22 protein-coding genes are annotated in these 22,815 nt (G+C 36.4%); 13 read left to right on the forward strand and 9 right to left on the reverse strand.

The window, feature by feature from the left end:
* Window positions 1–18: 18 nt before the first annotated feature.
* Complete coding sequence (locus RGT18_RS03550; RefSeq protein ID WP_338176475.1) at window positions 19–510, reverse strand: transposase; 492 nt, start codon at window positions 508–510, stop codon at window positions 19–21.
* On the opposite strand from RGT18_RS03550, the gene RGT18_RS03555 reads away from it, so the two are divergent.
* The 6 genes from RGT18_RS03555 to RGT18_RS03580 all read left to right on the forward strand — a co-directional run bounded on the left by RGT18_RS03555 (window position 491) and on the right by RGT18_RS03580 (window position 6,843).
* Complete coding sequence (locus tag RGT18_RS03555; protein WP_028077994.1) at window positions 491–820, forward strand: antibiotic biosynthesis monooxygenase; 330 nt, start codon at window positions 491–493, stop codon at window positions 818–820. The genes RGT18_RS03550 and RGT18_RS03555 overlap by 20 nt on opposite strands.
* 30 nt (window positions 821–850) lie before the next feature.
* Window positions 851–1,657, forward strand: coding sequence for a GNAT family N-acetyltransferase (locus RGT18_RS03560; protein ID WP_028077993.1), 807 nt, complete (start codon window positions 851–853; stop codon window positions 1,655–1,657).
* 17 nt (window positions 1,658–1,674) lie between these two features.
* Window positions 1,675–2,907 (forward strand): CapA family protein, encoded by a 1,233-nt coding sequence (locus RGT18_RS03565; protein WP_245580917.1) that lies wholly within the window; start codon window positions 1,675–1,677, stop codon window positions 2,905–2,907.
* Between the two features lie 42 nt (window positions 2,908–2,949).
* Window positions 2,950–3,804 carry a tetratricopeptide repeat protein gene (locus RGT18_RS03570; protein ID WP_051240954.1) on the forward strand — a complete coding sequence of 285 codons (855 nt, stop codon included), beginning with the start codon at window positions 2,950–2,952 and terminating at the stop codon, window positions 3,802–3,804.
* Window positions 3,805–4,065: 261 nt separating this feature from the next.
* Window positions 4,066–5,730: a diphosphate--fructose-6-phosphate 1-phosphotransferase gene (locus RGT18_RS03575; protein ID WP_028077990.1), complete on the forward strand. Its 1,665-nt coding sequence runs from the start codon at window positions 4,066–4,068 to the stop codon at window positions 5,728–5,730.
* Window positions 5,731–5,808: 78 nt separating this feature from the next.
* The gene (locus RGT18_RS03580) at window positions 5,809–6,843 is read left to right on the forward strand and encodes a S66 family peptidase (protein WP_028077989.1); all 1,035 of its coding nucleotides are present in this window, start codon (window positions 5,809–5,811) and stop codon (window positions 6,841–6,843) included.
* Window positions 6,844–6,903: 60 nt separating this feature from the next.
* Here RGT18_RS03580 and RGT18_RS03585 read toward each other — a convergent pair whose 3' ends face one another.
* The 7 genes from RGT18_RS03585 to RGT18_RS03615 all read right to left on the reverse strand — a co-directional run bounded on the left by RGT18_RS03585 (window position 6,904) and on the right by RGT18_RS03615 (window position 15,885).
* A complete protein-coding gene (locus RGT18_RS03585; protein WP_028077988.1) occupies window positions 6,904–8,538 on the reverse strand; it encodes an ABC transporter ATP-binding protein in 1,635 nt (544 codons plus the stop codon).
* An 11-nt stretch (window positions 8,539–8,549) separates the two neighbouring features.
* Window positions 8,550–10,373 (reverse strand): ABC transporter permease, encoded by a 1,824-nt coding sequence (locus tag RGT18_RS03590; RefSeq protein ID WP_050784032.1) that lies wholly within the window; start codon window positions 10,371–10,373, stop codon window positions 8,550–8,552.
* Window positions 10,374–10,443: 70 nt separating this feature from the next.
* Entirely contained in the window at window positions 10,444–11,802 is a 1,359-nt protein-coding gene (locus RGT18_RS03595) for a hypothetical protein (RefSeq protein ID WP_028077986.1), read from the reverse strand.
* A gap of 97 nt (window positions 11,803–11,899) precedes the next feature.
* Complete coding sequence (locus tag RGT18_RS03600) at window positions 11,900–12,625, reverse strand: response regulator transcription factor (RefSeq protein WP_028077985.1); 726 nt, start codon at window positions 12,623–12,625, stop codon at window positions 11,900–11,902.
* Complete coding sequence (locus RGT18_RS03605) at window positions 12,613–14,307, reverse strand: histidine kinase (protein ID WP_051240952.1); 1,695 nt, start codon at window positions 14,305–14,307, stop codon at window positions 12,613–12,615. The genes RGT18_RS03600 and RGT18_RS03605 overlap by 13 nt, the downstream gene beginning before the upstream one ends.
* Window positions 14,277–15,269 (reverse strand): ABC transporter substrate-binding protein, encoded by a 993-nt coding sequence (locus RGT18_RS03610; RefSeq protein WP_037403760.1) that lies wholly within the window; start codon window positions 15,267–15,269, stop codon window positions 14,277–14,279. The genes RGT18_RS03605 and RGT18_RS03610 overlap by 31 nt, the downstream gene beginning before the upstream one ends.
* Window positions 15,256–15,885 carry a histidine phosphatase family protein gene (locus RGT18_RS03615; RefSeq protein ID WP_028077983.1) on the reverse strand — a complete coding sequence of 210 codons (630 nt, stop codon included), beginning with the start codon at window positions 15,883–15,885 and terminating at the stop codon, window positions 15,256–15,258. The genes RGT18_RS03610 and RGT18_RS03615 overlap by 14 nt, the downstream gene beginning before the upstream one ends.
* A gap of 154 nt (window positions 15,886–16,039) precedes the next feature.
* Here RGT18_RS03615 and RGT18_RS03620 point away from each other — a divergent pair, with 154 nt between their 5' ends.
* The 4 genes from RGT18_RS03620 (at window position 16,040) to RGT18_RS03635 (ending at window position 19,756) form a co-directional block, all read left to right on the forward strand.
* A complete protein-coding gene (locus RGT18_RS03620; RefSeq protein ID WP_028077982.1) occupies window positions 16,040–17,479 on the forward strand; it encodes a [FeFe] hydrogenase, group A in 1,440 nt (479 codons plus the stop codon).
* A gap of 72 nt (window positions 17,480–17,551) precedes the next feature.
* The gene (locus tag RGT18_RS03625) at window positions 17,552–18,067 is read left to right on the forward strand and encodes a hypothetical protein (RefSeq protein WP_028077981.1); all 516 of its coding nucleotides are present in this window, start codon (window positions 17,552–17,554) and stop codon (window positions 18,065–18,067) included.
* A 91-nt stretch (window positions 18,068–18,158) separates the two neighbouring features.
* The gene (locus RGT18_RS03630) at window positions 18,159–18,836 is read left to right on the forward strand and encodes an alpha/beta hydrolase (protein WP_162141222.1); all 678 of its coding nucleotides are present in this window, start codon (window positions 18,159–18,161) and stop codon (window positions 18,834–18,836) included.
* Entirely contained in the window at window positions 18,833–19,756 is a 924-nt protein-coding gene (locus tag RGT18_RS03635; RefSeq protein ID WP_028077980.1) for a PaaI family thioesterase, read from the forward strand. The genes RGT18_RS03630 and RGT18_RS03635 overlap by 4 nt, the downstream gene beginning before the upstream one ends.
* Window positions 19,757–19,931: 175 nt before the next feature.
* On the opposite strand, the gene RGT18_RS03640 is transcribed toward RGT18_RS03635, so the two are convergent.
* Window positions 19,932–20,309 carry a metal-dependent transcriptional regulator gene (locus RGT18_RS03640; protein ID WP_232424418.1) on the reverse strand — a complete coding sequence of 126 codons (378 nt, stop codon included), beginning with the start codon at window positions 20,307–20,309 and terminating at the stop codon, window positions 19,932–19,934.
* Window positions 20,310–20,405: 96 nt separating this feature from the next.
* Here RGT18_RS03640 and RGT18_RS03645 point away from each other — a divergent pair, with 96 nt between their 5' ends.
* From RGT18_RS03645 to RGT18_RS03655, 3 genes are read left to right on the forward strand one after another with little or no spacing between them, the layout of a single operon-like run.
* Window positions 20,406–20,981, forward strand: a complete 576-nt coding sequence (locus tag RGT18_RS03645) for a hypothetical protein (RefSeq protein ID WP_028077979.1) — start codon at window positions 20,406–20,408, stop codon at window positions 20,979–20,981.
* Window positions 20,974–21,909, forward strand: a complete 936-nt coding sequence (locus tag RGT18_RS03650) for a carbohydrate kinase family protein (RefSeq protein WP_028077978.1) — start codon at window positions 20,974–20,976, stop codon at window positions 21,907–21,909. The genes RGT18_RS03645 and RGT18_RS03650 overlap by 8 nt, the downstream gene beginning before the upstream one ends.
* Window positions 21,906–22,811 carry a pseudouridine-5'-phosphate glycosidase gene (locus tag RGT18_RS03655; protein ID WP_028077977.1) on the forward strand — a complete coding sequence of 302 codons (906 nt, stop codon included), beginning with the start codon at window positions 21,906–21,908 and terminating at the stop codon, window positions 22,809–22,811. The genes RGT18_RS03650 and RGT18_RS03655 overlap by 4 nt, the downstream gene beginning before the upstream one ends.
* Window positions 22,812–22,815: the final 4 nt, after the last annotated feature.

Here is a 22,815-nt window from a genome sequence, read left to right on the forward strand (position 1 = left end):
TATGGAAATGCGATGAAATCAAGTATTTCTCTTATATGTTCCGTTGAATAATATCAAATGTCGTAAAATTCTATCCATCTTTGGCCACAGTTCTACTGCACCTTTTACTCTAAACAGATATACAAACCAATTTAAATAGGATTGTAGATTAGTCATTCTCATCCCAATGAAGCGATAGATATACCTTTTTAACCACGAGCACATATTGTTTATCAATGCCATGTTCTCTAGATATTCTTTGTCGTGTTTATTGGCTTTATAGAATTCATCTTTCAAATCTAATTCTTTTATCAGCTTGTCATGTGCTCTTTCGCCATCATGTACTAGTGTTGATCCGGAAGCGATATGATTCTTTAGTGCTTCAAAGATACGTGAAGCAGATGGCTTTCCATGACCACAAATAACAGCGTATGTATTTTTGTGACAATCGATTGCCACAACGATACAGAGTTGGCTCTTAGATAATCCTCTCTTCTTGTCTAGGCCATTTTTGTTTACTGTTAGAAATATTTATTATACAGGTACAAATGGAAATGCTAGACAATTTGCAAGTGAGATGGAATATAGCGGACTCAAAAAGAAGATTCGTGAAGAAGAGGGAAACTTGAGATATGAATATTTCTATCCTATAAATGATGATGAAACAGTATTGTTAATTGATTCTTGGAAAGATCAGAAATCAATTGATTTTCATCATGCTTCGTCAATGATGGTAGAGATTGCAAAGCTGCGTGATAAATATGATTTACATATGCGTGTTGAAAGATATGTTTTGGATGATACAAACGAAAATATCGACCGCAAATTCATTAGAGAATAGGGATATTTAAAAGAAAGGTGCCAAAATAATATGTTAGAAGAAATTACTTCTTTAGATAGATGTGAAGCATTCATCAATGAAGTATGTAGTGATGCAAACTATGTAGATCCTCATTATCTGTATGATAATAATAATCTGTATCGTGCTTTTGAAAAAAGAGACCAACATGTATATGTATATTTTGAAGATGGTAAAATCAATGGAATATTTGTATTACTGATTTTACCAACGGAAAAATATGTAGAAATGATGATTGGCTTATCTAAGTCAGAACATGCATACAGAGAATTGTTTAAATATCTGAAAAAGAATTATAAAGGTTATCGTTGTGACTTCGTCATAAATCCGAAAAATATCCTGTTAAAGAATATACTTACTTCAAAGAATGCAATCTTTGAAAATGAACAACAAAGAATGATTGCTAGACAAGCATCACAGAAAGAGTATTCGCTGGATATTCAACTATATAGCGATAAGTGGAAACGCTCCTACGTTGATATGCACGTAAAAGAAACCTATTGGACAGCAGAAAAGGTATTATCTGCACTGGATCGGTTCAGAGTATTCCTGGCAATTGATAAAGAACAGTTGGCTGGATATTTAGATGTGACATACGCATACAAACAAAATGAGCCATATAGCTTAGTTGTATTGCCACAGTATCAAAATCAAGGATACGAAGAAGCACTGCTATCAAACGCTATTGGGTTGAATGGCACAAATACAATGATGACTTTGGTGGATGTAAACGCAAAGGAAGAAATCAGAATTTATCAAGAGGCTGGTTTTGAGACTATCGAAGGACAGAATAGTATCTTTGCAACAATTACAATTTAAGGTGAATGGTTCACTCTTTGTTAATACGAATTGAAAGAGAACAGAACTTATACTATGATTTTGGTAACAAGCAATATGGTGATAAGATGAAAAAAAAGAGTACATTTGTATTTACCGGTGATATCGGTTTTGATAAATATATGGATCGAAAATGGGAAGACAAACATCTGATTACAGATGGTGTTTTACGCTTTTTGCATAGTAGTGACCATGTTGTGGCAAATGTAGAAGGAGCACTCATTGATTTACCTCCACAAGATGATACTTCTGGTGTAAAACAGCTGATTCACGCAATGAATCCGAATGCTATCAAGGTTTTGAATCACATGCATGCAGATGTGTGGAATTTGTGTAATAATCATATTCTTGATGCTGGTGAAGAAGGTGTAGCACAAACAATTAAACTTGCAAAAGAGAATCATGTTCAAACAGTTGGGGCAGGGATGAACATTGAGGAAGCTGCTAGATCGCTAGTATTTGATGAAGCAGGTGGAATCGGTTTGTTTAGTGTTGGTTATCGTAGAGGTTGTAAACCGGCGGATGTAAATCGTGCTGGATGTCTTCTTTGGAATGATATGGAACGCATCCAGAAAAATATTGATGAAATCAAAAAGATATGTCGTTGGTGCGTGATTGTTTGCCATGGTGGTGAGGAGTTTACATCGCTACCATCTTCCTATACAAGAGATCGTTATCATAAATTTTTAGAGATGGGTGCGGATATTGTAGTAGCACATCATCCTCACGTTCCAATGAACTATGAAACAGTAAATGATAAAGTTATTTTCTATTCCCTAGGAAATTTTATTTTTGATACAGATTATCAACGTGCACAATACAATACAGAGCATGGTATCTTGGTTAAAATTAACTTCACTGAAAAGAAGTTTACTTGGGATGCTTGTGGTATTCGCATCAATCGTGATCTAGAACATGTACGTACTGCAAAATTGCCTGATATTTTTACGGATGTCCAGGAAGAAGAGTATAAAAAATTAGAAGCACTTGCGGCGAAGATGATGGTGTCTGCGTATAAGAGACAATTAATCTACTTAAATCCAAAGGAATATCAAAACGTAAGTGAAGAAAAATGGAAAGAAAATTTCATGAATCCAAAACGTAGTGGTCGTGTGGAAGGAGAAGCACTTGACTTCCAAATCATCTATCCACTTGCCAAAACTGCTGATGATGGTGAATGGGAAAAGAGTAAACTAAAAAAAGTTATCAAATATATCCAAAAACAAATATAGATAGGGGAACACTATGAGCAGAAAAAGGATTAATGGCAGTACTTGAGTTTTTTTGAAAAACATCGTGATGAATGTGAAGGAAAAAGTCAAGAAGAGATTCAGGGATTACTCAACCAGTTTATGCAAGAATATAGTTATCAGATATTTAACCAAGCACCACTTACTGAGAATACAGCAAAAACTGCTGATGATTGGTATGATTTAGCATGTGAGGCAAAATCTAGACGCAAGGCGATTAAATATTGCGAGAATGCTTTAGAACTTAAACCTGATTATTTGGATGCTGAATTAATGATTGCGGACATAACTACATGTAGTGATTTTGAACACCTAGAGCGACTGGAAAAAGTTTGCAAGCATGGTGAAGAGTTAATGAAAAAAGAAGGTCTTCTTCCGGATAGTATTGGAGCATTCTGGGGAATTCTTGAAACGAGACCATACATGAGAGCGCTATGTTCTAAACTTCAGGCCTTAATAGAAATGGGCATGATGAAGAAGGCTATTGACGTGGCTGAAGAAATGTTAACGCTATGCGAAAGTGATAATATGGGTATTCGCTTTCAATTAGTAAGTTTATATGCGTACTTTGAAGACGCAATGAATGCAAATCGAATTTTGGAAAAGTATCCAGGTCATGCAACGTCAATGTTAATGCCGCTTTCACTGTTATATTTTAAATTGGGTGATTTGGAGCTTTCGAAGAAATATCTAAATACACTCATGGAAATAAACAAAGACTTCAAAGAGTTCTTGAAGTATACAAATAGTTATACAGTACAAAGTTTTTATGATGATGCAATAAGACAGGGTTATAGACCGAATTCAATGGGTGAAATTATTATGTGCTTGATGGATTCTACTTTCCTGTTTGAGCGTGCGGATGCTTATTTCGAATAGGCAAATCAAATATGCAATCCAAAGAAGACAAAGAAAAAGAAGAGTACCACCAAGAAATAAGACAACGTATCTTGCTAATAAAGAAAAAGATTGAATCATAATTGAATAGACTCAAAACCACTACATAGAGAATATCTGAGTGGTGGTTTTTTGATGAGAAATACCTTTTATAGAATTGATTGGAATCACTCTTCTGTATGTTTATTTCAAAAAAGTTGTGGTATTCTAATAATGAAGTTTAAATCGAAAAGGAGTAAAAATATGACAGATTTATCACCACTACAAAAAGCTAGATATCAGTATGCGCCAAAGCTTCCAAAGATGCTAAGAAATGGTATCTCTGAGATTTCAGTTTTGGAAGGGGAAGAGACAACAAGTGTTGCAGATCAGGAAAAGATCAAGGCTTTATTCCCAAATACTTATGGTAAGAAGGAAATCACATTCCAAAAGGGACAGAATACATCTGTAGCGAAGAAGCAGGTTGTAGGTGTTATCCTTTCTGGTGGACAGGCACCTGGTGGACACAACGTAGTGTGCGGTCTATATGATGCTTTAAAGGCAACAAATCCTGAAAACGTATTATATGGATTTAAGAAGGGTCCAAGTGGATTACTTGAAGATGATTATTTAATTTTCGATGATGCTTATATCGATCAGTATAGAAATACTGGTGGTTTCGATATCATCGGTTCTGGTAGAACAAAGCTTGAAACAGAAGAGCAGTTCGCAGTTGCGGCTGAAGTTTGTAAGAAGCACGATATCACAGCGATTGTTATTATCGGTGGTGATGACTCCAATACAAACGCTGCTGTTTTAGCTGAGTACTTTGCAGCACATGATGCTGGTGTACAGGTAATCGGTTGCCCTAAGACAATCGATGGTGACTTAAAGAATGAAGATATCGAATGTTCTTTCGGTTTCGATACAGCTACTAAGACATATAGCGAAGTTATCGGTAACATTGAAAGAGATGCTAACTCTGCTAAGAAGTACTGGCATTTCGTTAAGGTAATGGGACGTTCTGCTTCTCACGTTGCTTTGGAATGTGCATTACAGACACAACCAAACGTTTGCTTGATTTCTGAAGAGGTTGCTGAAAAGAAGATGTCCTTATCACAGATTGCAGACTATATCGCTGATTCTGTAGAAGCTAGAGCTGCTAAGGGTATGAACTTCGGTGTTGCAATTATCCCTGAAGGTGTCGTTGAATTCGTTCCAGAGTTCTCTGCATTAATCGCTGAAATTAATGAATTACTTGCTGGTAGTAAGGCAGAAACATTCAATGCTTTACCGAACTGGAAAGAAAAGTATGCATTTATTGAAAAAGGTTTATCTAAGGAAGCGATGTCAGTATTTGCCATTCTTCCAGAGGGAATCCAACAGCAGTTATTCTTAGAAAGAGACCCACACGGAAACGTACAGGTATCTCTTATTGAATCTGAGAAGTTATTCTCTGCTATCGTGAAAGCTAAGTTAGAAGAGAGAAAGGCTGCAGGTACTTACAAGGGTAAGTTCAATGCTCTACATCACTTCTTCGGTTATGAAGGAAGATGTGCATTCCCATCTAACTTTGACGCAGACTATTGCTATTCATTAGGTTACAATGCATTCATGTTAATCCAATATGGATACAATGGATACTTGTCAAAGGTTTCTAACCTATCTAAGTCTGCTGATGAATGGGTAGCTGGTGGTATGCCAATCACTAAGATGATGAACATCGAAAGAAGACATGGTGAAGACAAGCCAGTTATCAGAAAGGCACTTGTTGAACTCGATGGTAAGCCATTCAAGTTCTTCGAAGCACACAGAGAACAGTGGGCTAAGGAAACATGCTACACATACCCAGGCGCAATTCAGTACTATGGACCAGCTGAGGTTTGTGATCTAACAACTAGAACACTAGCTCTTGAAAAGGGTGAATAATTGATGTTTAAAGACACAGTAGAAACTCTACTGTGTTTTTTTGTGATATAATGCTAAAAATTATACGAGGTTAGTGTTATGAAGAAAGTGAAAACAATCGGAATCGTCAGTTTATCCAGTGGTATTCTTGGGGAAGATTTTGTACAACATGAAGTAAAACTAGGATTGGAACGATTAGAGAAACTGGGTATCCAAGTGAAGTTTATGGGACATGCATGCAAAGGATTGAAATATATCTCCGAACATCCAGAAGATAGGGCGAAAGATCTACTGAATGCATTCCAAGATGATTCAATCGATATGATACTATGTGCAATTGGTGGTGAGGATACGTATCGTTTACTACCTTATCTTTTTGAGCATGATGAATTAAAGAATGCTGTAAAAGAAAAGATATTCCTTGGCTTTTCCGATACAACCTTTAATCACTTAATGTTACATAAAGTAGGTCTCAATACATTCTATGGACAAGCATTTCTTCCGGATGTATGTGAATTGGATGAAGAGATGTTGCCATACACTGAGAAGTATTTCTTGGAATTATTAGAAACTGGGACAATCCATGAAATAACACCAAGTGATGTATGGTATGAGGAACGTAGTGATTATAGTGCAGAAGCTGTCGGCACAAAACGCATCATGCATGCAAACCAAGGATTTGAATTATTACAAGGAAGTGGATTCTTTGCAGGAAAGATTCTCGGTGGTTGTATCGATAGTTTGTATGATGTTTTTGATTCAACAAGATACTGTAATTCGGTTGAACTTTGTAAAAGGTATAATCTCTTTCCTAGTTTAGATGATTGGAAAGGAAAGATATTATTACTGGAATCCAGTGAAGAACAGCCAACCCCTGAAAAATATCGTCACATGATAGAAGCTTTAAAGAATACAGGTATCTTTGATGTGATTAATGGGATTCTTGTTGGAAAGCCAATGGATGAATTATATACAAAGGAATATCAGGAAATTCTGATAGATGTTGTAAATAATCCGAACTTGCCAATTGTATGGAACCTTAATGTTGGTCATGCGACACCACGGGCGATTGTTCCGTTTGGTGTTATGGCAAGAGTTGATGTTGAAAAGCAGAAGATAAGCTTTAAGTACTGAATATAACAAGTTCAGTACTTTTTATAAAAAAAGAAGGCCATTTTAGACCTTCGATTAAGTTTACTGAATTGTTACTGAACCAGAAGCGATGAGCTTTCCTGATTTTCTATCATACAGAAGAATATCGTATGGAAGAATTGTGATATGAACCCGATCACCAATGACAAAGGATTGAGAACCAAAGATAACAGATGTAAGAAGATAGTTATTGACGTTAAGCTTTAATGTTGACTCCATACCAGTAGGCATAGAGCCATCGACTGCTGCATCTAACTTACCATTTACATCGACTGTAATCTTTTCTGGACGGATACCTAAGATGAAGTCCTCATTTGTAATGATTACATCATCATCGCTGATATAGTCCTCATTAACTTTTTGGATGTGATATTTGAATACTTCATCTTTATTTTCTTTTTCAACCTTAGTGCTAGATTTTTCATCAAGATCATTAGAATGTTTTTCTGCATCACGCTGTTCAAACCATTCTTGCATGTTGAATTTATGCTCTGGTGTAAAGACTGCTGTCTTATCATCTAATACTGTAAATGTAAATGTTCCATCTGAGTTCTGCTTTCCTTTTGCTTCTAAGAAGTTAATTGATGGATTTCCGACGAAGTCGGCACAGAATAGGTTATTTGGCTTATTATAGAGTGACAATGGATAATCATATTGTTGTAGTAAGCCATTATTCATTAAGCAGATCTTTGTTGAAAGTGTCATTGCTTCCATTTGATCATGTGTAACGTATACAAATGTTGAACCAGTTTCTACATGCAATCTCTGTAATTCATAACGCATTTCTAAGCGTAGCTTTGCATCAAGGTTAGATAATGGTTCATCCATAAATAGAACCTGTGGTTCAGGTGCTAAGGTACGAGCGATGGCAACACGCTGCTGTTGTCCACCGGAAAGTTCAGCTGGATAACGATCCATAAACATACCAATCTTTACGATTCTTGCAACACGATTTACTGATAAGTCGATTTCCTCATTGCTTAATCTACGAATGATCGTTTTCGTTATACCATTCTCTACAACTTCAAATTTCTCATTTACAGTTTCGTTCTTAGCTTGATGTGCAGCAATTAATTTATTCTTTTTCTCTTCAAATTGTTGAATATACTTTTTAGCATCTTGTTCGATAGCATTTGATGAATGTAAGTTGAACTTGAAGATCTTTTCTGCTGTATGTTTTGAAATTGTATAGGTATTGATCAGTTTTAGAAGAAGACGCTTCTTATCAATTTTACCTGCTTTTTCTCTACATTCTTCAAAGATTTGTGTGAGTTTATTTGTGTTTTGTAATGAACGAATGACATCACTGGTTGTTTTTAATTCTATGTCCATTACCGGAAGCTCTTCTTTGATGTTTTTTAATCCAAAGGAGATGTTGTCATAAACAGTCATGTTTGGCCATAACGCATAGTTTTGGAATAAGAATCCTACTTTACGTTTGTTTGGTGGAATATTAATTCCTTGGTCGGAGTCAAATACAATTTGATCACCAATTTTAATCTGACCGCTTGTAGGTGTTTCTAGACCAGCAATCATACGTAGTGTTGTTGTTTTACCACAACCGGATGGTCCTAAGATCGTAATAAATGAATTGTTTTCAATATGTAGGTTGAGGTTATCTACAGCATAGAATTTTCCCCAACGCTTTGTGATATTTGTTAGTTTGATTTCAGGCATATTTTTTCCTCCTAATTACCAATTCCTTCATCAAGGCTTGCACCAGTTAATTTATTTACAATCAAGTTTGAAAGCATGATTGTTACAATTAAGATCAGGTTGATTGCACTTGAGAAAGCATATAGTCCCATTTCATCAAAGTAATCTAATGTAGTTGATAAGATAAATCCTTGCGTACATAGTAATAAGAATAGTGATAACTCACGTAAGCAAGTCATGAATGGTAACATGAACCCACTGATGATAGAAGACTTTTGAATTGGGATGATAATGCGTGTCATACGTTTGATCCAAGGGATATCTTGGATGATTGCGGCTTCTTCGATTTCTCCAGATAATTGCAACATAGAGTTTAATGCGTTACGACTTGCGAATGGAATGTATTTAATAACACCAACAATCACAAGTAACGTATACGTATTAAATAAATTGATGTGTTTGTTTGAGAATAGAATGAAGAAGGCTGCGCCAACTGCAATACTTGGCATTAAGTATGGAAGGAATGCCATACTATTTACATAACTAGCCCATTTGGAACGGCGTTTCTTTGAAACGGCATAACCAATTAATGTACCGATGATACCTGCAATCAGCGCACAAGCAATGGAGACTAGGATTGTTCCTTTATAAGCATCCCAAATTGTGCTATTAAACAAGATACCACGCTGTCCATACATACCATTTTCGGTAATGTTTTCATTTGTAAGCCACCATTTTGTTGTTAAATTTGCGAAGTTGCCTGTATATAGGAATGAGTAATCGCCAGGATTTGGCAGGAATGTTTCAAATGCAAACGAGATAATTGGGAAGATACTTGTAAAGAATGTAATGATAACAAAGATAAACGCAACTAAATGTTTACCAATCTTACCTAAGTTGATCTTTGATATTTGTCCGGATTTACCAGTAACAGTTGTATAGTTCTTTCTGCTCTTTAATGATGCTTGGTTGAGTGCGAGAATTGCCATACCAAAAATCATCATAAGAACTGCCAAGATAGATGCTTCACCAGTATATTTACTGTTGAGTGAAATATACTTGGTAGAAAGGGTAGTTAGATTTAGATAATGTGGAACGGGATAGGATCCCATTGCGCTACCAAATACGAGTAAGATTGTCGAAAGGATAGCTGGTTTAATCATTGGAATCGTGATGCGCGTTAAAATTTTATGTCGAGGTGTGTTTAGAATTGTTGCGGCTTCTTCTAGGTTTGCATCCATGTTCTTGAAGATACCACCGATCAAAATATATGCGAATGGAGCATAGTGTAATCCTAATACCATTGCACTAGGAAATAGCCCAACACACCACCATAGTGGCATATTAATGCCGAATAGTGAGGCAAGTAATCCGTTTGATGTACCAGTAATCGCATTTGAATTAAATAAATGTTGCCATACAACCGCTAATGTCCACTGTGGCATAATATATGGGAAAATAAATATAGAACTAAGGTACTTTCTGCACTTCATATTTGTTCTTGTAACAAGGAAAGCAAATACGCCACCGAATAAAATCGAAATTATGCATGTTAGAATGGCGAGTGCTAAGGTATTACCCATGGGTATCCAAAGATTTGTTTTTGCTAAATTACTTGTGAATAAATCAATGTAATTGATGAGAGTTAATCCGGATGTTTGCCCAGTTAGATGTTGATCAATTGTACCTGGGTGAATCTCGAATGTATCACGTATGATTGCCACAATAGGTGAGATTGTTGCAATCGTACATAAGATACCAAATATGAGTAGAATCACATTAAATGGTTGCGTGAAATAGGTTTTAATCTTATTAAAGAAAATCGCATTGCGTTTTTTCGAAATTGTTGTATCCAAGTTGTTTCTCCTTTCAAAAAAATGGAAGGCACCCAACTACCACGTAGGGTGCCTCATGATAACTGTGAGTTTATTTAGAAGTATTACCGTTAAATTTATCTAGTGTTTCAATCCAAGAACCAACAGTGAATGCTACTGAAGCACAGTATTCAGGATCTTCTAATACGAGATGACCTTTTGTTGTCCACCAATCATAACCACGGTCGTCCTTTGATGGGAACTTATCCACACCATCAACGTATCCGCCTTGTGCATGATTGAATGTCTTTTCTGTTGCAGTCATAACATCTGGATTTGAGGAATAGCCACCCATATCTTTACCCCAAGCACTGAAGCCTTTTTCTGTACATGTCATGTATGCGATAAATGCAGCAGCAGTCCATGGGAGTGGACTATTCTTTGTTAAGAAGAGGTAATGGCAATATCCGAATCCACCAATTCCTTGATATCCATCTTCATATGCAGCAACCTTAATGTTATTTACAGAAGTTTCTGAAGATTCTTCGATAGAACGTAATTTGGAATATACCAATAATCCACATTGGTCAGTTGCAGATGCGGATGTTAGGGTTGTACAAATTGGTCCATCATCTGTTTGCGCATTGTATCCATTTACCCAAAGTTTGATCCAAGCTAAAGCATATTTACCATTTTCACCTAAGTTAAAGCTTTCAGCATCTTTCGCAACTTCATCAATTGTTGGTTGGAATTCTGCTTTTGCGTCTGCTGGTAGCTTATCGAAAGCAGCCTTTAATTCACTTGCATATTTATCTTGTGTCAACATATACAGGAAATTCTTGCCGACGATTTCCGAGTCGATATCCATGAATAGTGGATGTGTATCCTTACGTACGAAATCCCAGCAGTTTGCAAATTTTTTGGAGCCTGTGGAGTTGTACATAAATACTTTATTTAGTGTTTGTAATGGTAGGAATCCCTTGTAGTCACTATCTTTTACACCATTTGCATCTGCCCATTCCTTTGGAATGAATGTTTTTAGGATACCAGTTTGATTCATCTTTGACTCAATCTGGTTACCATCCTGAATCAAAGTCATTGCGAATGTTCCCTGATCCTTTAAAGAGTCAGCTTGTAACTGCTCAAAAATCTTATTGTTCTTTGGCTGCTGCCATTCGAAATCTAATTTGTAACTAGGATCGATTGTCTGCAAATATTCGATGAATAATGGCAGTGCAGATTTACCGCGGCTAGAGTTACCTAAGCCAAAGAATGTTTTGCCGTTTGATTCTTCGATTGCTTTCTTTCCAAGCTCTTCGAGTGACATTGTCTGTGCTTCTGCGATGATTTTGTCTATTTCAGACTGATTGGCTGTATCGTTTGTGGAAGTGTTAGTTCCTTTTCCTCCGCATCCAACCAATGATGCGGCCAGTACTACAGAGAGTACTGATGATAAAAAACGCTTACTCATTATTTTCCCTCCTAATGAATGAATCTATTCATATTATAAGAGAGAATGTAAGCGCTTTAAATTAAAGAAAAATGATATTTTTTGTAAATTTCTGATATTAGAGATTTTGATTTTGATATTCGCTAGGTGTTATTCCATAGCGCTTTTTGAAAAGGGACGAGAAATAAGCAACGGATGTATAACCTGTTTGTTCAGCAGCCTCGCTGATTCTGCAGTTATGTTTGCAAAGCAGGTTCTTAGCTTTTTCTAATCGTATACTCGTAATATATCCAGCAAGGGTGTAGCTTGTTTCCTTATGGAATAGACGTGAGATATGTCCTTCACTAATTTCTAAATGAGAAGCTATCTCATAAATAGATAAATTAGGGTTTACATAATTTTGTTCGATATATTCAATTGCCTTTTTAACATAACGATTCGTGTCATTGATTGCTTGTGGAGTTTTTGTTTTTACAAGTTTAGGGATAATTTTTTGTACACTTGTTTCGATGGTTCCATCTTCAAATGGTTTTAAGATGTAGTCTGCAGCGTATAATCGTAATGCATCACGAGCATAGTCAAACTCACTATATGCTGTTAGGAAGATGATTTGAACATCACTACCTTGATCGCGTAATCGCTGTAACATTTCAATACCATTACACATTGGCATATTGATATCAGATATAATTAAATCAGGTGATGTTTCTTGGTATTTTTCGAGTGCTTGTAGACCATCTTTGGCAACTGCGCAGACTGTAAAATCAAGTGAATCCCAATTGATATCATGAACTATTCCTTCTCTAGCAAATGGTTCGTCATCAACAATCATTACTTTGTACATGACGCCTCCTTATATGGCAGTGTTATTTGTATTAAAGTTCCACCTTCTTCAAGACGCTGTGCGTGAAGGCCAGAATTTACACCATAGTGTAAACGTAAGATAGAATCAACATTATACATCCCAATATGACCATCAATTTGTTTCCATTGATGTGTGTTAATAAACTTCATCATCTCGTCATCAATACCGATACCATTATCCTGTACAGATAAGATGATTGCATCATTATTCTTGGATGCAAAGACCTTAATGATACCTGTCTCTTTCATACGTAGGCCATGAATAATAGCATTCTCTACTAATGGTTGAATAATCAGCTTAGGGATTTTATAGGATAGTAAATCCTTTGGACAATCGAATAGGAATTGATATTTTCCCTGAAAGCGAATGTTTTGAATTTCACCATAATCAGAACAAATTTGGAACTCTTCTCCGATTGTTATGAATTGCTCTTTCACGATGGATGTTCGTAATATGCGTGCAAGTTTTTGTGAAAGCTGAGAAATTGGTTCGACTTTAGCACTTTTTGCCATCCACTTGATTGTATCCAATGTGTTATATAGAAAGTGGGGATTGAGTTGCGCTTGCATCATTGCAATCTGTATATCAGCTAATTTTCTTTGCGTTTCTATCTTTTGTTCTAAGAAGTTAGAAAGCTCTTGTGTCATAACATTGAAATTTTGAGATAATACTCCAAATTCATCGTTGCGTAATACAGGAATTGAAGTATCTAGTTTTCCTTCTTGCACTTGTTTCATTGCTTGATTCATTTGGTTAATTGGTTGTGTAAATGAGGTTGTTGTCTTTTGAGCAACGATAATACAAACGATAAAACTCAGCACTGCAAGAAGGCCGACCATCAGATACATCCGATTCATCATGGATGAACTGAGTACTTTTGGATGAACGACAATCTGTTTGAAACCTGTATTTTCAATATTTTGAATTGTAATGTAGTAATCGTTGAAATAATCATCGTATTTTGAATTAGAAATCCATGCATAATGTAATTTGTCAAAAATACCGGAAGTTTCCAAGATAGAGTTTATATAAATAGGCTCATTTTCCTTACTGATAATCCCAAATCCTTCGTCATTAGATAGTTGATTACTAAATAGATATGTGAAATCTTGGCTATGGATAGAAGAGACAATATAACCAATCGTGTCGTTGTTATTTTGAATTTTTGTTGCGATATTTAAAACGATTTGATTATCTTCACTATTAACTTGTTTGATGATATCTATTGAAGAATGATTTAATGCATGTAAGATTCCCCAGTAAGTCGGACGGTTTGCAAGCTGGCATGTTGCATACATACAATTGCCATTCTGATCATAAATAGAGAATGTTGCATAATTTCGATAGGGATTGGTTATCTGATAAAGTGTATTATATATGGATTCACTATCTGATGAACTTAGAAATTCTTGGTGCGATGATAATGTAGAAAGTGTTTTATCAATTCCATCTAAAAATGATTGGAAGCTGGCACTGATTTCTTTTGTTTCACTTTTAACAGTAGCTTCATACGTATTAAATGTCATAGCTTGGAACAAGAAAATCATACAAAAGCCACATAATACGATTGGCACAGCCGAAATTGCAATAAAACGATTGAGTAGGCGGGTATGGACTGAATGCCTTTTTTCTATTTGTTTATTTTGGTAGAAATGTCCCATAATTGTAGTATTTCCTCCTGCCTAAAATTTGACCATGGCACAAGATTTTGATAATCTGCGAGGTCAGTTAGTGCCGTGAGTTGATTGATATCTTGTCTTACGCTACGTCGGTACATCGTTGATGATAAGAATTGTTGTGCATCTTTACTGATTGTAAAGTCGATAAATTTTTTTGCATTTTCTGCATTCTTTGCATTTTTCACTAGAAAACTACCATCTGATATAACGAAGAGATAATCAGGATAAACCATTGTAATATTTGTGTCTGTTAATATTGCCTTCTTTGCGGTTTCTTCCAAAGTAATACCAATTAGTCTTGTTCCGGTACTAATCTCACGAATGACGTCACCACTTCCACTAGCTACATGACCATCCAACTGTTGATAAAATTTATCGATGTATGTAGGGTCATTCAACGTCATGAATGCATTTAAGATAGAGATGCTTGTGCCAGAAGTATGTGGATCAGCAAACGATATTTTTCCTTTCCATGATTCATCACAAAAATCAGACCATTTTTGTGGAGCACGTTGGTTATTGACTAGTTTATTATTATAGATAAAAACAAGAGGAAGTTGGGAAAAGAAGGTGTAGCTGTCATGATGTTCTAAATATCGAAAATCAAGAGAAGAACTTTCACTGGCTACATAAGGTTCAATATAGTCGTTATAATATGTATAGTTTTGAATATCGCCACCAAACATGACATCTGCTTCTTCTCCGTTTTTTATTTTTTCCAACATTTCTGTGGTACCACCAGCTTGAACTTCAACACTGATACCTGTTCGTAACTCGAATTCTTTGATAATTGGTGCATATACTTCAGACTTATGACTTGTAAAAACAATGAGTCTGTTTGTTGGTGGAATTGGATTTGTGTCATGCTTTGTAAAGTGTGCACAACCGGTCAATAGAGAAAGTGATAGAATGCCTGCAAGTAATTTTGAATTAATCTTTGACATGTCGATTTATATACTCCGCTTGACTTAACGGTCCTTCGACTAAGGAGAAGCTTCCATCTACATCTTTAAAAACAGCAATTCCACCATTTCCAATTAAGCATTCGCGATGAAGAAGTTCATTTGGAATATTATCTTTCATTAGACTAAATAATAGATGTCTAAAGTATGCACCATGAGAAACTAGAAGAATTCTATCTTGATCGTAACTAAGTCCATGTAACTCACGAAAAGCATTTTGAATACGTTGTCGGACCATTGTTGGGTTTTCACCACCCAAATCATCAAAAAGATCATTTGAAAAACGATATTGATATTCTGGGTCACTCTCATTTTTAATATGTCCATCCCACGAGCCATAACTGAATTCACGTAGTGGCTCAAAGATCTTTGCATGCATGTGATGCGGCTCTAAGATTATCTCTGCTGTTTGAATTGTTCTTGGCAAAGGGGAGGTATATGCGGAATTGAAGAATTCGTTTCTTAAGGCTTCTGTTGTTTGTGCAATCTGTTCAATCCCTTTGCAAGTAAGCGGTGAATCTGTAATTCCTTGCATACGGTTTTCCAAATTAAATACTGTCTCTCCGTGTCGCACATAATAGTAGTAAATTGTCTTCATAATGAACTCCTAAATTTAAGTTCATTATAGACTGAATTAGTAGAAATGTTAAACCTGAAACGTTGTATGGCATGGTGATAAATTGCTACGCTTAGAATTGTTTTTTTCGCTAAATAATGGTAAATTCAAAATGGTGAATAGAGGAGAGAAATTCATGAGTAAGTATCAGTTTTTAGATAAGAGAGTGCCTATAGCTGACGACAATATTTCTATTGTCCAGGATTTATCAAAATGTAAGAATTGTACATTGTGCAGACGTGCTTGCGCCATTGATGCCGGTGTATTTGATTATTATGACTTAACCACAAACGGAGATGTACCAATCTGTATAAATTGTGGACAGTGTGTAGTATCTTGCCCATTTGACAGTTTAAATGAACGTTCAGAATTAGATGGTGTTAAAGCCGCGATTCAAGATCCTGAAAAGGTTGTTGTATTCCAGACTGCACCAGCAGTACGTGTAGGACTTGGCGAAGAATTTGGTATGCCTGCTGGAACATTCGTGCAAGGAAAGATGATCACAGCTTTACGTAAGCTTGGGGGTGACTACGTACTTGATACAAACTTTGGAGCAGACATGACCATTATGGAAGAAGCCTCTGAGTTAATTGAAAGAGTAATCAATGGTAATGGCCAATTACCTCAATATACCAGCTGTTGTCCAGCTTGGGTTAAATTTGCAGAAACATTCTACCCAGAATTAATTCCGCATCTTTCAACCGCAAAGAGTCCAATCGCTATGCAGGCCGCAACAGAAAAGACATACTTCGCTAAGAAGAACAATATTGATCCTAAGCAGATTATTTCTGTATGTGTAACACCATGTACAGCGAAAAAGGCAGAAATCCGTCGCCCAGAAATGAATTCATCTGCTGAATATTGGAATGAAGAAGAGATGCGTGATTCAGACTACTGTATTACAGTGCGTGAACTTGCGCGTTGGATTCGTGAAGCGGAATTAGATTTCGCAAATCTTGAAGATGGCAAGTTTGATCCATTGATGGGTGAAGCGTCAGGTGGAGGAATTATCTTTGCTAATACTGGTGGTGTTATGGAGTCCGCAATGCGTTCTGCATATAAGTTTGTTACAAAGGATGAAGTGCCTGCTAACTTGATTCGCTTTGATGCAATTCGCGGCTTTGAAAATAGTCGTGAAGCAGATGTACAAATCGGTGATAAGGTATTACACGTTGCCGCAATTCACGGTACAGGTAACTTCCGCAAGTTCTATGAACATATGAAGGAAACAGGAACGCATTATGACTTTATCGAAGTGATGGCTTGTCCTGGTGGATGTATTGGTGGTGGAGGAATGCCTCGTCATAAGCTTCCTCAAGTGAAGGCTGCGAAGGAATCTCGTATTGCATCATTATACGAAAGAGATCAGCTCAAGCCGATCAAGATCTCACAGGATAACCCTGAAATTCAACTATTATATAATGAGTTCTATGGTGCACCATTAAGTGAGAAGGCTCATCACATGTTGCATACAGAAGGATTTATCAATCGTTCAGCTGATTTGGGTCCAAACGGTGCTTGTACACCTGAAACATGTCCAACTTCCGTTGCAAACTTGAAAAAAGCACAACAATAAGTGATAAAATAAAGATGAAATTTCATATGAAGTTTCATCTTTTAAATAACACATGCATGTAAGGAGACCACAATGGATAAGATTAACAAAATAAGAATCGTTACTGTCTTTACAACAGTTCTACCATTTATCATGTTAGGGATAGGTGCTGTTGTAGGAGGTATTTCAGCCTATATCTTTATCCAAATGAATCAAGTTCCATCCTTTGATACAATCGGAATGGATGTAAATGGAAAGTTGACCTTATCGCCTTTTGTGAATATGACAAGTACACCGATGCTTCAACTGGTTTGTGTTTCATTGATTGGCGTAGGAATTGGAATTGTTATCATCAACATCATTCCATGTATCACAGGAATTCAAACATTTAATATGATTAAGTATGATGGTATTTCTGAACATGAATGCATGGAACTAGGTAGAAGAGATGGATTCTTCAAATTTATGGCTTCTATCGTCCCGCTTATCATGTTGGTTACAGTCTATTTGATATTCCGCGTTTGGTATGTTTATTTCTTTGTCTCATATTTTTTATTAGTTGTTCCAATGCTAGTTGCTTTATATCAAATTTGGTTGTGTAGAGAATAAATGCTTTTAAGTGTTACGGTTACCTTTCTAGGGAAAGGAGATTGTAACACTTTTTTAATACTTTAAAACTCTGTAAAATATAGATATGAAAATGATAGAGTTTCAAAATAGAAAATATACGCTTCTAGGGGATACACGGGCTAGTACATTTTTGATGTATTTGGTAGATGAATCTAATCCAGAGGATTACAACCAAATTTATCAAAAACTATCGGATAGAAATCAAGTATGTATGATTGCGGTGGCTGTCCATGATTGGCAAGGGGAATTATCTCCATGGTCTGCACCTGCAATTTTTGGAAAACATGATTTTGCAGGGAATGCATCATTGTTGTTATCTGAGTTAGAAAGATTTTGGGATTGGTTTCAAAGTAATTATCATGTAGAGACAGATCAGTTGTATCTTTGTGGATATTCTTTAGCTGGCCTATTTGCGATATGGGCATCATCTCAAACAAATATATTTAAAAAGATTGTGGCTGTTTCTCCGTCTGTATGGTATATGAACTTTGTGGATTATCTTGAACAACATCCAATTCATACAAACAAAGCTTATCTGAGTTTGGGAGATAAAGAAGCCAATGCAAAAAACAAAGCCATGGCTACAGTTAAAGTCTGTTTTGAATCTGTAATACAAATTCTGCAGAAACAAAATATTCCACTAACATATGAATACAATCCTGGTAATCACTTTCAAGATGTTGAATTAAGAATGATAAAAGGCATCCAAAGTTTATTGCTTGGAAGCAGAGAAGAGGAGAAACAATGACAGAACTTTTATATCTAGGTGACTATAGTTGTCGCTTAACCTCGAAAAACAATACCGTTTTATATATTAATCCTGGCAAGGGAAAAGATTATAGTCGGCAAGCAGATATTATCCTTCAGACAACGAAAGCGAATAAATCATTGGTACAACTTCATATCACAACGGATCAAACGAAAATCATCAACCAAGATTTACTCGAGATGAGTAAGAAGGTTAGTTATCACGAGATACAGATTGAAAGAATCGCTGATGATGCCTATCGCATTGAAGTGGATGATAAAAAGATTCTTGTATGTGGGAATCAGGATGTTACTGTAGATGGTAAAGATGATTTCGCACTTGTGCCTAGGATGCATTCGGAAATATCAGAAGCGAAAATGGGTACTCTAGCAAAGCAAATCATTCCAATACACACGTCACAAGCAGCACTATTTGATTATCGCGTAGCGATTGCACTGCAGGTTGAAAATAAGTTGATTCTTGAGCCTGCGATGAAGGTTGATCTACAAGAAGAAAATCATCGAAATCTAAAAGAGTTAGAGAATCAATTATATCCACTGCTATTAGATGCAGCCAAGAAATTCCATATGACGATGATTTGTATGAATGATGGTGTAGCGATGGCACAGATGTTAGTTACTAAGAAGGATATCAATCCACTGGGCCTAGTATATGGTGGTATTAGCTATAACTTTGCGGATATTGTGGCAGGATGTACCTTCTATTCAGCAGGAGGATATGGTCCAACTATATCAGCAAACTACGATTATCTTCGCTCAACTGCAGGTACTGAAAGCTTGGTTGCGATTGCGAAAGATATTAAACGAGGAAAACATATTCATTTTATCGAAGTGGAAATTTATAATGAAGCAGCAAAACTAGTCGCAAAGGGTGGATTTACCTATTTTGTACAAAATTAGAAAAACATAGAAAATTAGGGATTGAATTTTTATCTGCAAGCGCTTAAAATATGGTTTCAAACCTACGATGCCGGATGAAAGAAAATACGATACCGGTTCAATAAAAACAAAAAATTGTCCCGGTTATAAACTAGGACTTTTTTATCGAATAAAAAGAAAAATCCGAAGAATCGGATTATTCAAAATGATTAGCAAATTTTTCTTTAATCTTCTCAAATGTCTCGTCACTGAGATCGTGTTCGATCTTGTGCGCATCTCTTGCGGCAGTTTCTTCATCAACACCAATACTGATGAAGAAATGAGTTAATACACGATTTCTTTCCCAAATGCGTTCAGCAATCTTTTTTCCAGGAGCAAGCAATTTGAGAGAACCGTCTTTGTCCATGGAGATATATCCATTCTCGCGCAGTTTCTTCATTGCAACACTTACACTTGCTTTGGAGAAACCAGTTTCTTCAGCAACGTCAATGGAATGTACTATTCCTTTTCGCTGTTGAATCACTAGTATAGCTTCTAAATAGTCTTCAGCGGATTCATAAATAGGCATAGCCATGTGCATGGTCCCCCTTTCAATAAATATATTCTAAATGGAATTGTTATAAAATAAAAGAGCAATGCTTTATTTGCATCAATAATACGGAGGTAATCAGTGAAAAAGGTAATATTTTATGGAATATCAACATCTGCAGTCCAGACATATAGAGATATATTGGGGCAGATGGGTATCAATATGATGATCATCGGGGATGGCTGTCTTAGTAAAAGATTCAAGCAGGTTTTAAATATGCAGGAGTCTACATCAGATATACACGAGAAATATGATAGCTCTTATCTTTTGATGGATGGATTATCAAAAGAGGAAATCATGATTATGAGTGAATCTTTTGAGGGAGCAGATATGCCATTTGGTGGCATCATGGTAAGTGCTACCTCAACAAATCGTGAATGGACATTAGAAATGATTTTTGAAGAGGCAAAACAAGAAGCTAGAATCATGGAGCAGATGTATCATTTACAAATGATGATCGAGTCAACTAACGGCATGGATTTAAATCAATTAGAACCAGCACACGCGGCAATCTTAAAGCGAGCATTAATGGATTCTTATTTGATGTTAATGAAAGAAGAATATACCTATGAGCAGATTTCAGTACAAGCTCGTATTTTAAAGGAAGCACTCAAAGGAACAGAGCATTTAAAGAAGAAGGAGAGTCATCATGAGTAGTATTTTCGTGATTGGTGGAGCGAATATTGATATCGTTGGATCAAGTATCGATCCATTACAGAATTTTGATTCCAATCCTGGTGAAATTTCCATTGCTTATGGAGGAGTGGGAAGAAACATTGCACAGATTTGTGCATTGCTTGGTGAGAATATCAAGTTTGTGACTTGTTTCTCTGGTGATAGTTATGGGCAATCAATGAAAGAAGATTGCAAGAGACTAGGAATGGACGTGTCTATGTCTTCTACTGTAGAAGACCTTCCAAGTTCCATGTATATTGCATTATTGGACAATAACCGCGATATGAAACTTGGTATGAGTGACATGAGAATTTTACGGCGTATGGATGCAAAAATGTTACAACCAATCTTAGAAACATTGCATGAAGATGATATCATTATCATAGATTCCAACTTGGATATGGAGAGTATTGAATATATTGCAATACATGCAAAAGCAAGGATTGCGGCAGACCCAGTCAGTGCACACAAAGCAACTAGATTAAAGTCTGTATTAAATCACCTAGATATCTTTAAGCCAAATCAGTTTGAAGCATCAGAATTAACAGGTATTTGGATTAAAGATGAAGAGACTGCACGACAGAATTTGGATTGGTTTATTGAGCATGGTGTAAAAGAAGTGATTATTTCCATGGCTGATCGTGGTATCTTGTTAGGAACGGCTGAACATAAGACTTGGTTTACACATCGCCCAATCAATATGGAGAATGCGACTGGTGGAGGAGATTCCCTATTAGGCGCATATGTGGCAAGTCGACTTGCAGGGAAGTGTCCATTAGAGTCAATGAGATTTGGTATTAGTGCGGCTGTTATTAGCATTGAACAAGATGCAGTTAGACGACGCAATTTAAATACAGAAGAAGTAAATGCAAAGATATCAGATATGAAGATAGAGGAGAAAACATTATGAAAGTAAGAACAAATGAAGAAGTATCAAAGGCACTAGCAGAACACAAGCCTGTTATCGCTCTAGAATCAACAATTATCTCACATGGTATGCCATACCCACAGAATGTTGAAACAGCATTAAAGGTAGAAGCAATCATTCGTGAACACGGTGGTGTGCCCGCAACAGTCGGCATCATTGATGGTGAAGCCGTTGTTGGTATGACACCAGAGGAAATCGAAGAATTCGGTAAGCGTGGCTTAAGCATACCTAAGGTATCTCGTAGAGATATTCCAGTTATCTTAGCAAATAAGAGTTGGGGTGCTTCTACAGTTGCGACAACAATGATTCTTGCGGCTAAGGCTGGCGTTGAGTTCTTCGTAACTGGCGGTATTGGTGGTGTTCACCGTGGTGCAGAAACTACATTTGATATCTCCGCTGACTTAGAAGAATTAGGAAACACAAACGTTACAGTTATCTGTGCAGGTGCTAAGGCTATCTTAGATTTGCCAAAGACATTAGAAATTCTCGAAACAAAGGGTGTTCCAGTATTAGGCTTCCAAACTGATGAACTTCCTGCATTCTACACACGTAAGTCAGGATTAAAGGTTGATCACAAGGTAGAAAGTTATTCTGAAGCTGCAGAAATTATCCGTGCAAAGAGAGGGTTTGGTTTAGATGGTGGTGTATTAGTCACAAATCCAATTCCAGAAGAATATTCTATGGACGCAGATGCAATCAATGCGGTGATCGATTCTGCAATCAAGGAAATGGATGAAAAGGGAATCAAAGGAAAAGAATGCACACCATTCTTACTTGCTAAGATTGCAGAAATTACTGGTGGCAAGTCCCTTGAATCTAATATTCAATTAGTATTCAATAACGCGGCTGTTGGTACAGAAATTGCAAAGGAATACTATAAGTAAGCTT

Origin of the sequence: Solobacterium moorei, assembly GCF_036323475.1 — a bacterium.
Taxonomy (GTDB): Bacteria; Bacillota_I; Bacilli_A; order Erysipelotrichales; family Erysipelotrichaceae; genus Bulleidia; species Bulleidia moorei.

Bases quoted from the DNA above. Each gene is read 5' to 3' on its own strand.
- RGT18_RS03560 (WP_028077993.1), top strand. From the start codon at position 851: ATGTTAGAAGAAATTACTTCTTTAGATAGATGTGAAGCATTCATCAAT.
- RGT18_RS03575 (WP_028077990.1), top strand. From the start codon at position 4,066: ATGACAGATTTATCACCACTACAAAAAGCTAGATATCAGTATGCGCCA.
- RGT18_RS03580 (WP_028077989.1), top strand. From the start codon at position 5,809: ATGAAGAAAGTGAAAACAATCGGAATCGTCAGTTTATCCAGTGGTATT.
- RGT18_RS03585 (WP_028077988.1), bottom strand. From the start codon at position 8,538: ATGCCTGAAATCAAACTAACAAATATCACAAAGCGTTGGGGAAAATTC.
- RGT18_RS03595 (WP_028077986.1), bottom strand. From the start codon at position 11,802: ATGAGTAAGCGTTTTTTATCATCAGTACTCTCTGTAGTACTGGCCGCA.
- RGT18_RS03600 (WP_028077985.1), bottom strand. From the start codon at position 12,625: ATGTACAAAGTAATGATTGTTGATGACGAACCATTTGCTAGAGAAGGA.
- RGT18_RS03605 (WP_051240952.1), bottom strand. From the start codon at position 14,307: ATGGGACATTTCTACCAAAATAAACAAATAGAAAAAAGGCATTCAGTC.
- RGT18_RS03610 (WP_037403760.1), bottom strand. From the start codon at position 15,269: ATGTCAAAGATTAATTCAAAATTACTTGCAGGCATTCTATCACTTTCT.
- RGT18_RS03615 (WP_028077983.1), bottom strand. From the start codon at position 15,885: ATGAAGACAATTTACTACTATTATGTGCGACACGGAGAGACAGTATTT.
- RGT18_RS03620 (WP_028077982.1), top strand. From the start codon at position 16,040: ATGAGTAAGTATCAGTTTTTAGATAAGAGAGTGCCTATAGCTGACGAC.
- RGT18_RS03625 (WP_028077981.1), top strand. From the start codon at position 17,552: ATGGATAAGATTAACAAAATAAGAATCGTTACTGTCTTTACAACAGTT.
- RGT18_RS03630 (WP_162141222.1), top strand. From the start codon at position 18,159: ATGATAGAGTTTCAAAATAGAAAATATACGCTTCTAGGGGATACACGG.
- RGT18_RS03635 (WP_028077980.1), top strand. From the start codon at position 18,833: ATGACAGAACTTTTATATCTAGGTGACTATAGTTGTCGCTTAACCTCG.
- RGT18_RS03640 (WP_232424418.1), bottom strand. From the start codon at position 20,309: ATGGCTATGCCTATTTATGAATCCGCTGAAGACTATTTAGAAGCTATA.
- RGT18_RS03650 (WP_028077978.1), top strand. From the start codon at position 20,974: ATGAGTAGTATTTTCGTGATTGGTGGAGCGAATATTGATATCGTTGGA.
- RGT18_RS03655 (WP_028077977.1), top strand. From the start codon at position 21,906: ATGAAAGTAAGAACAAATGAAGAAGTATCAAAGGCACTAGCAGAACAC.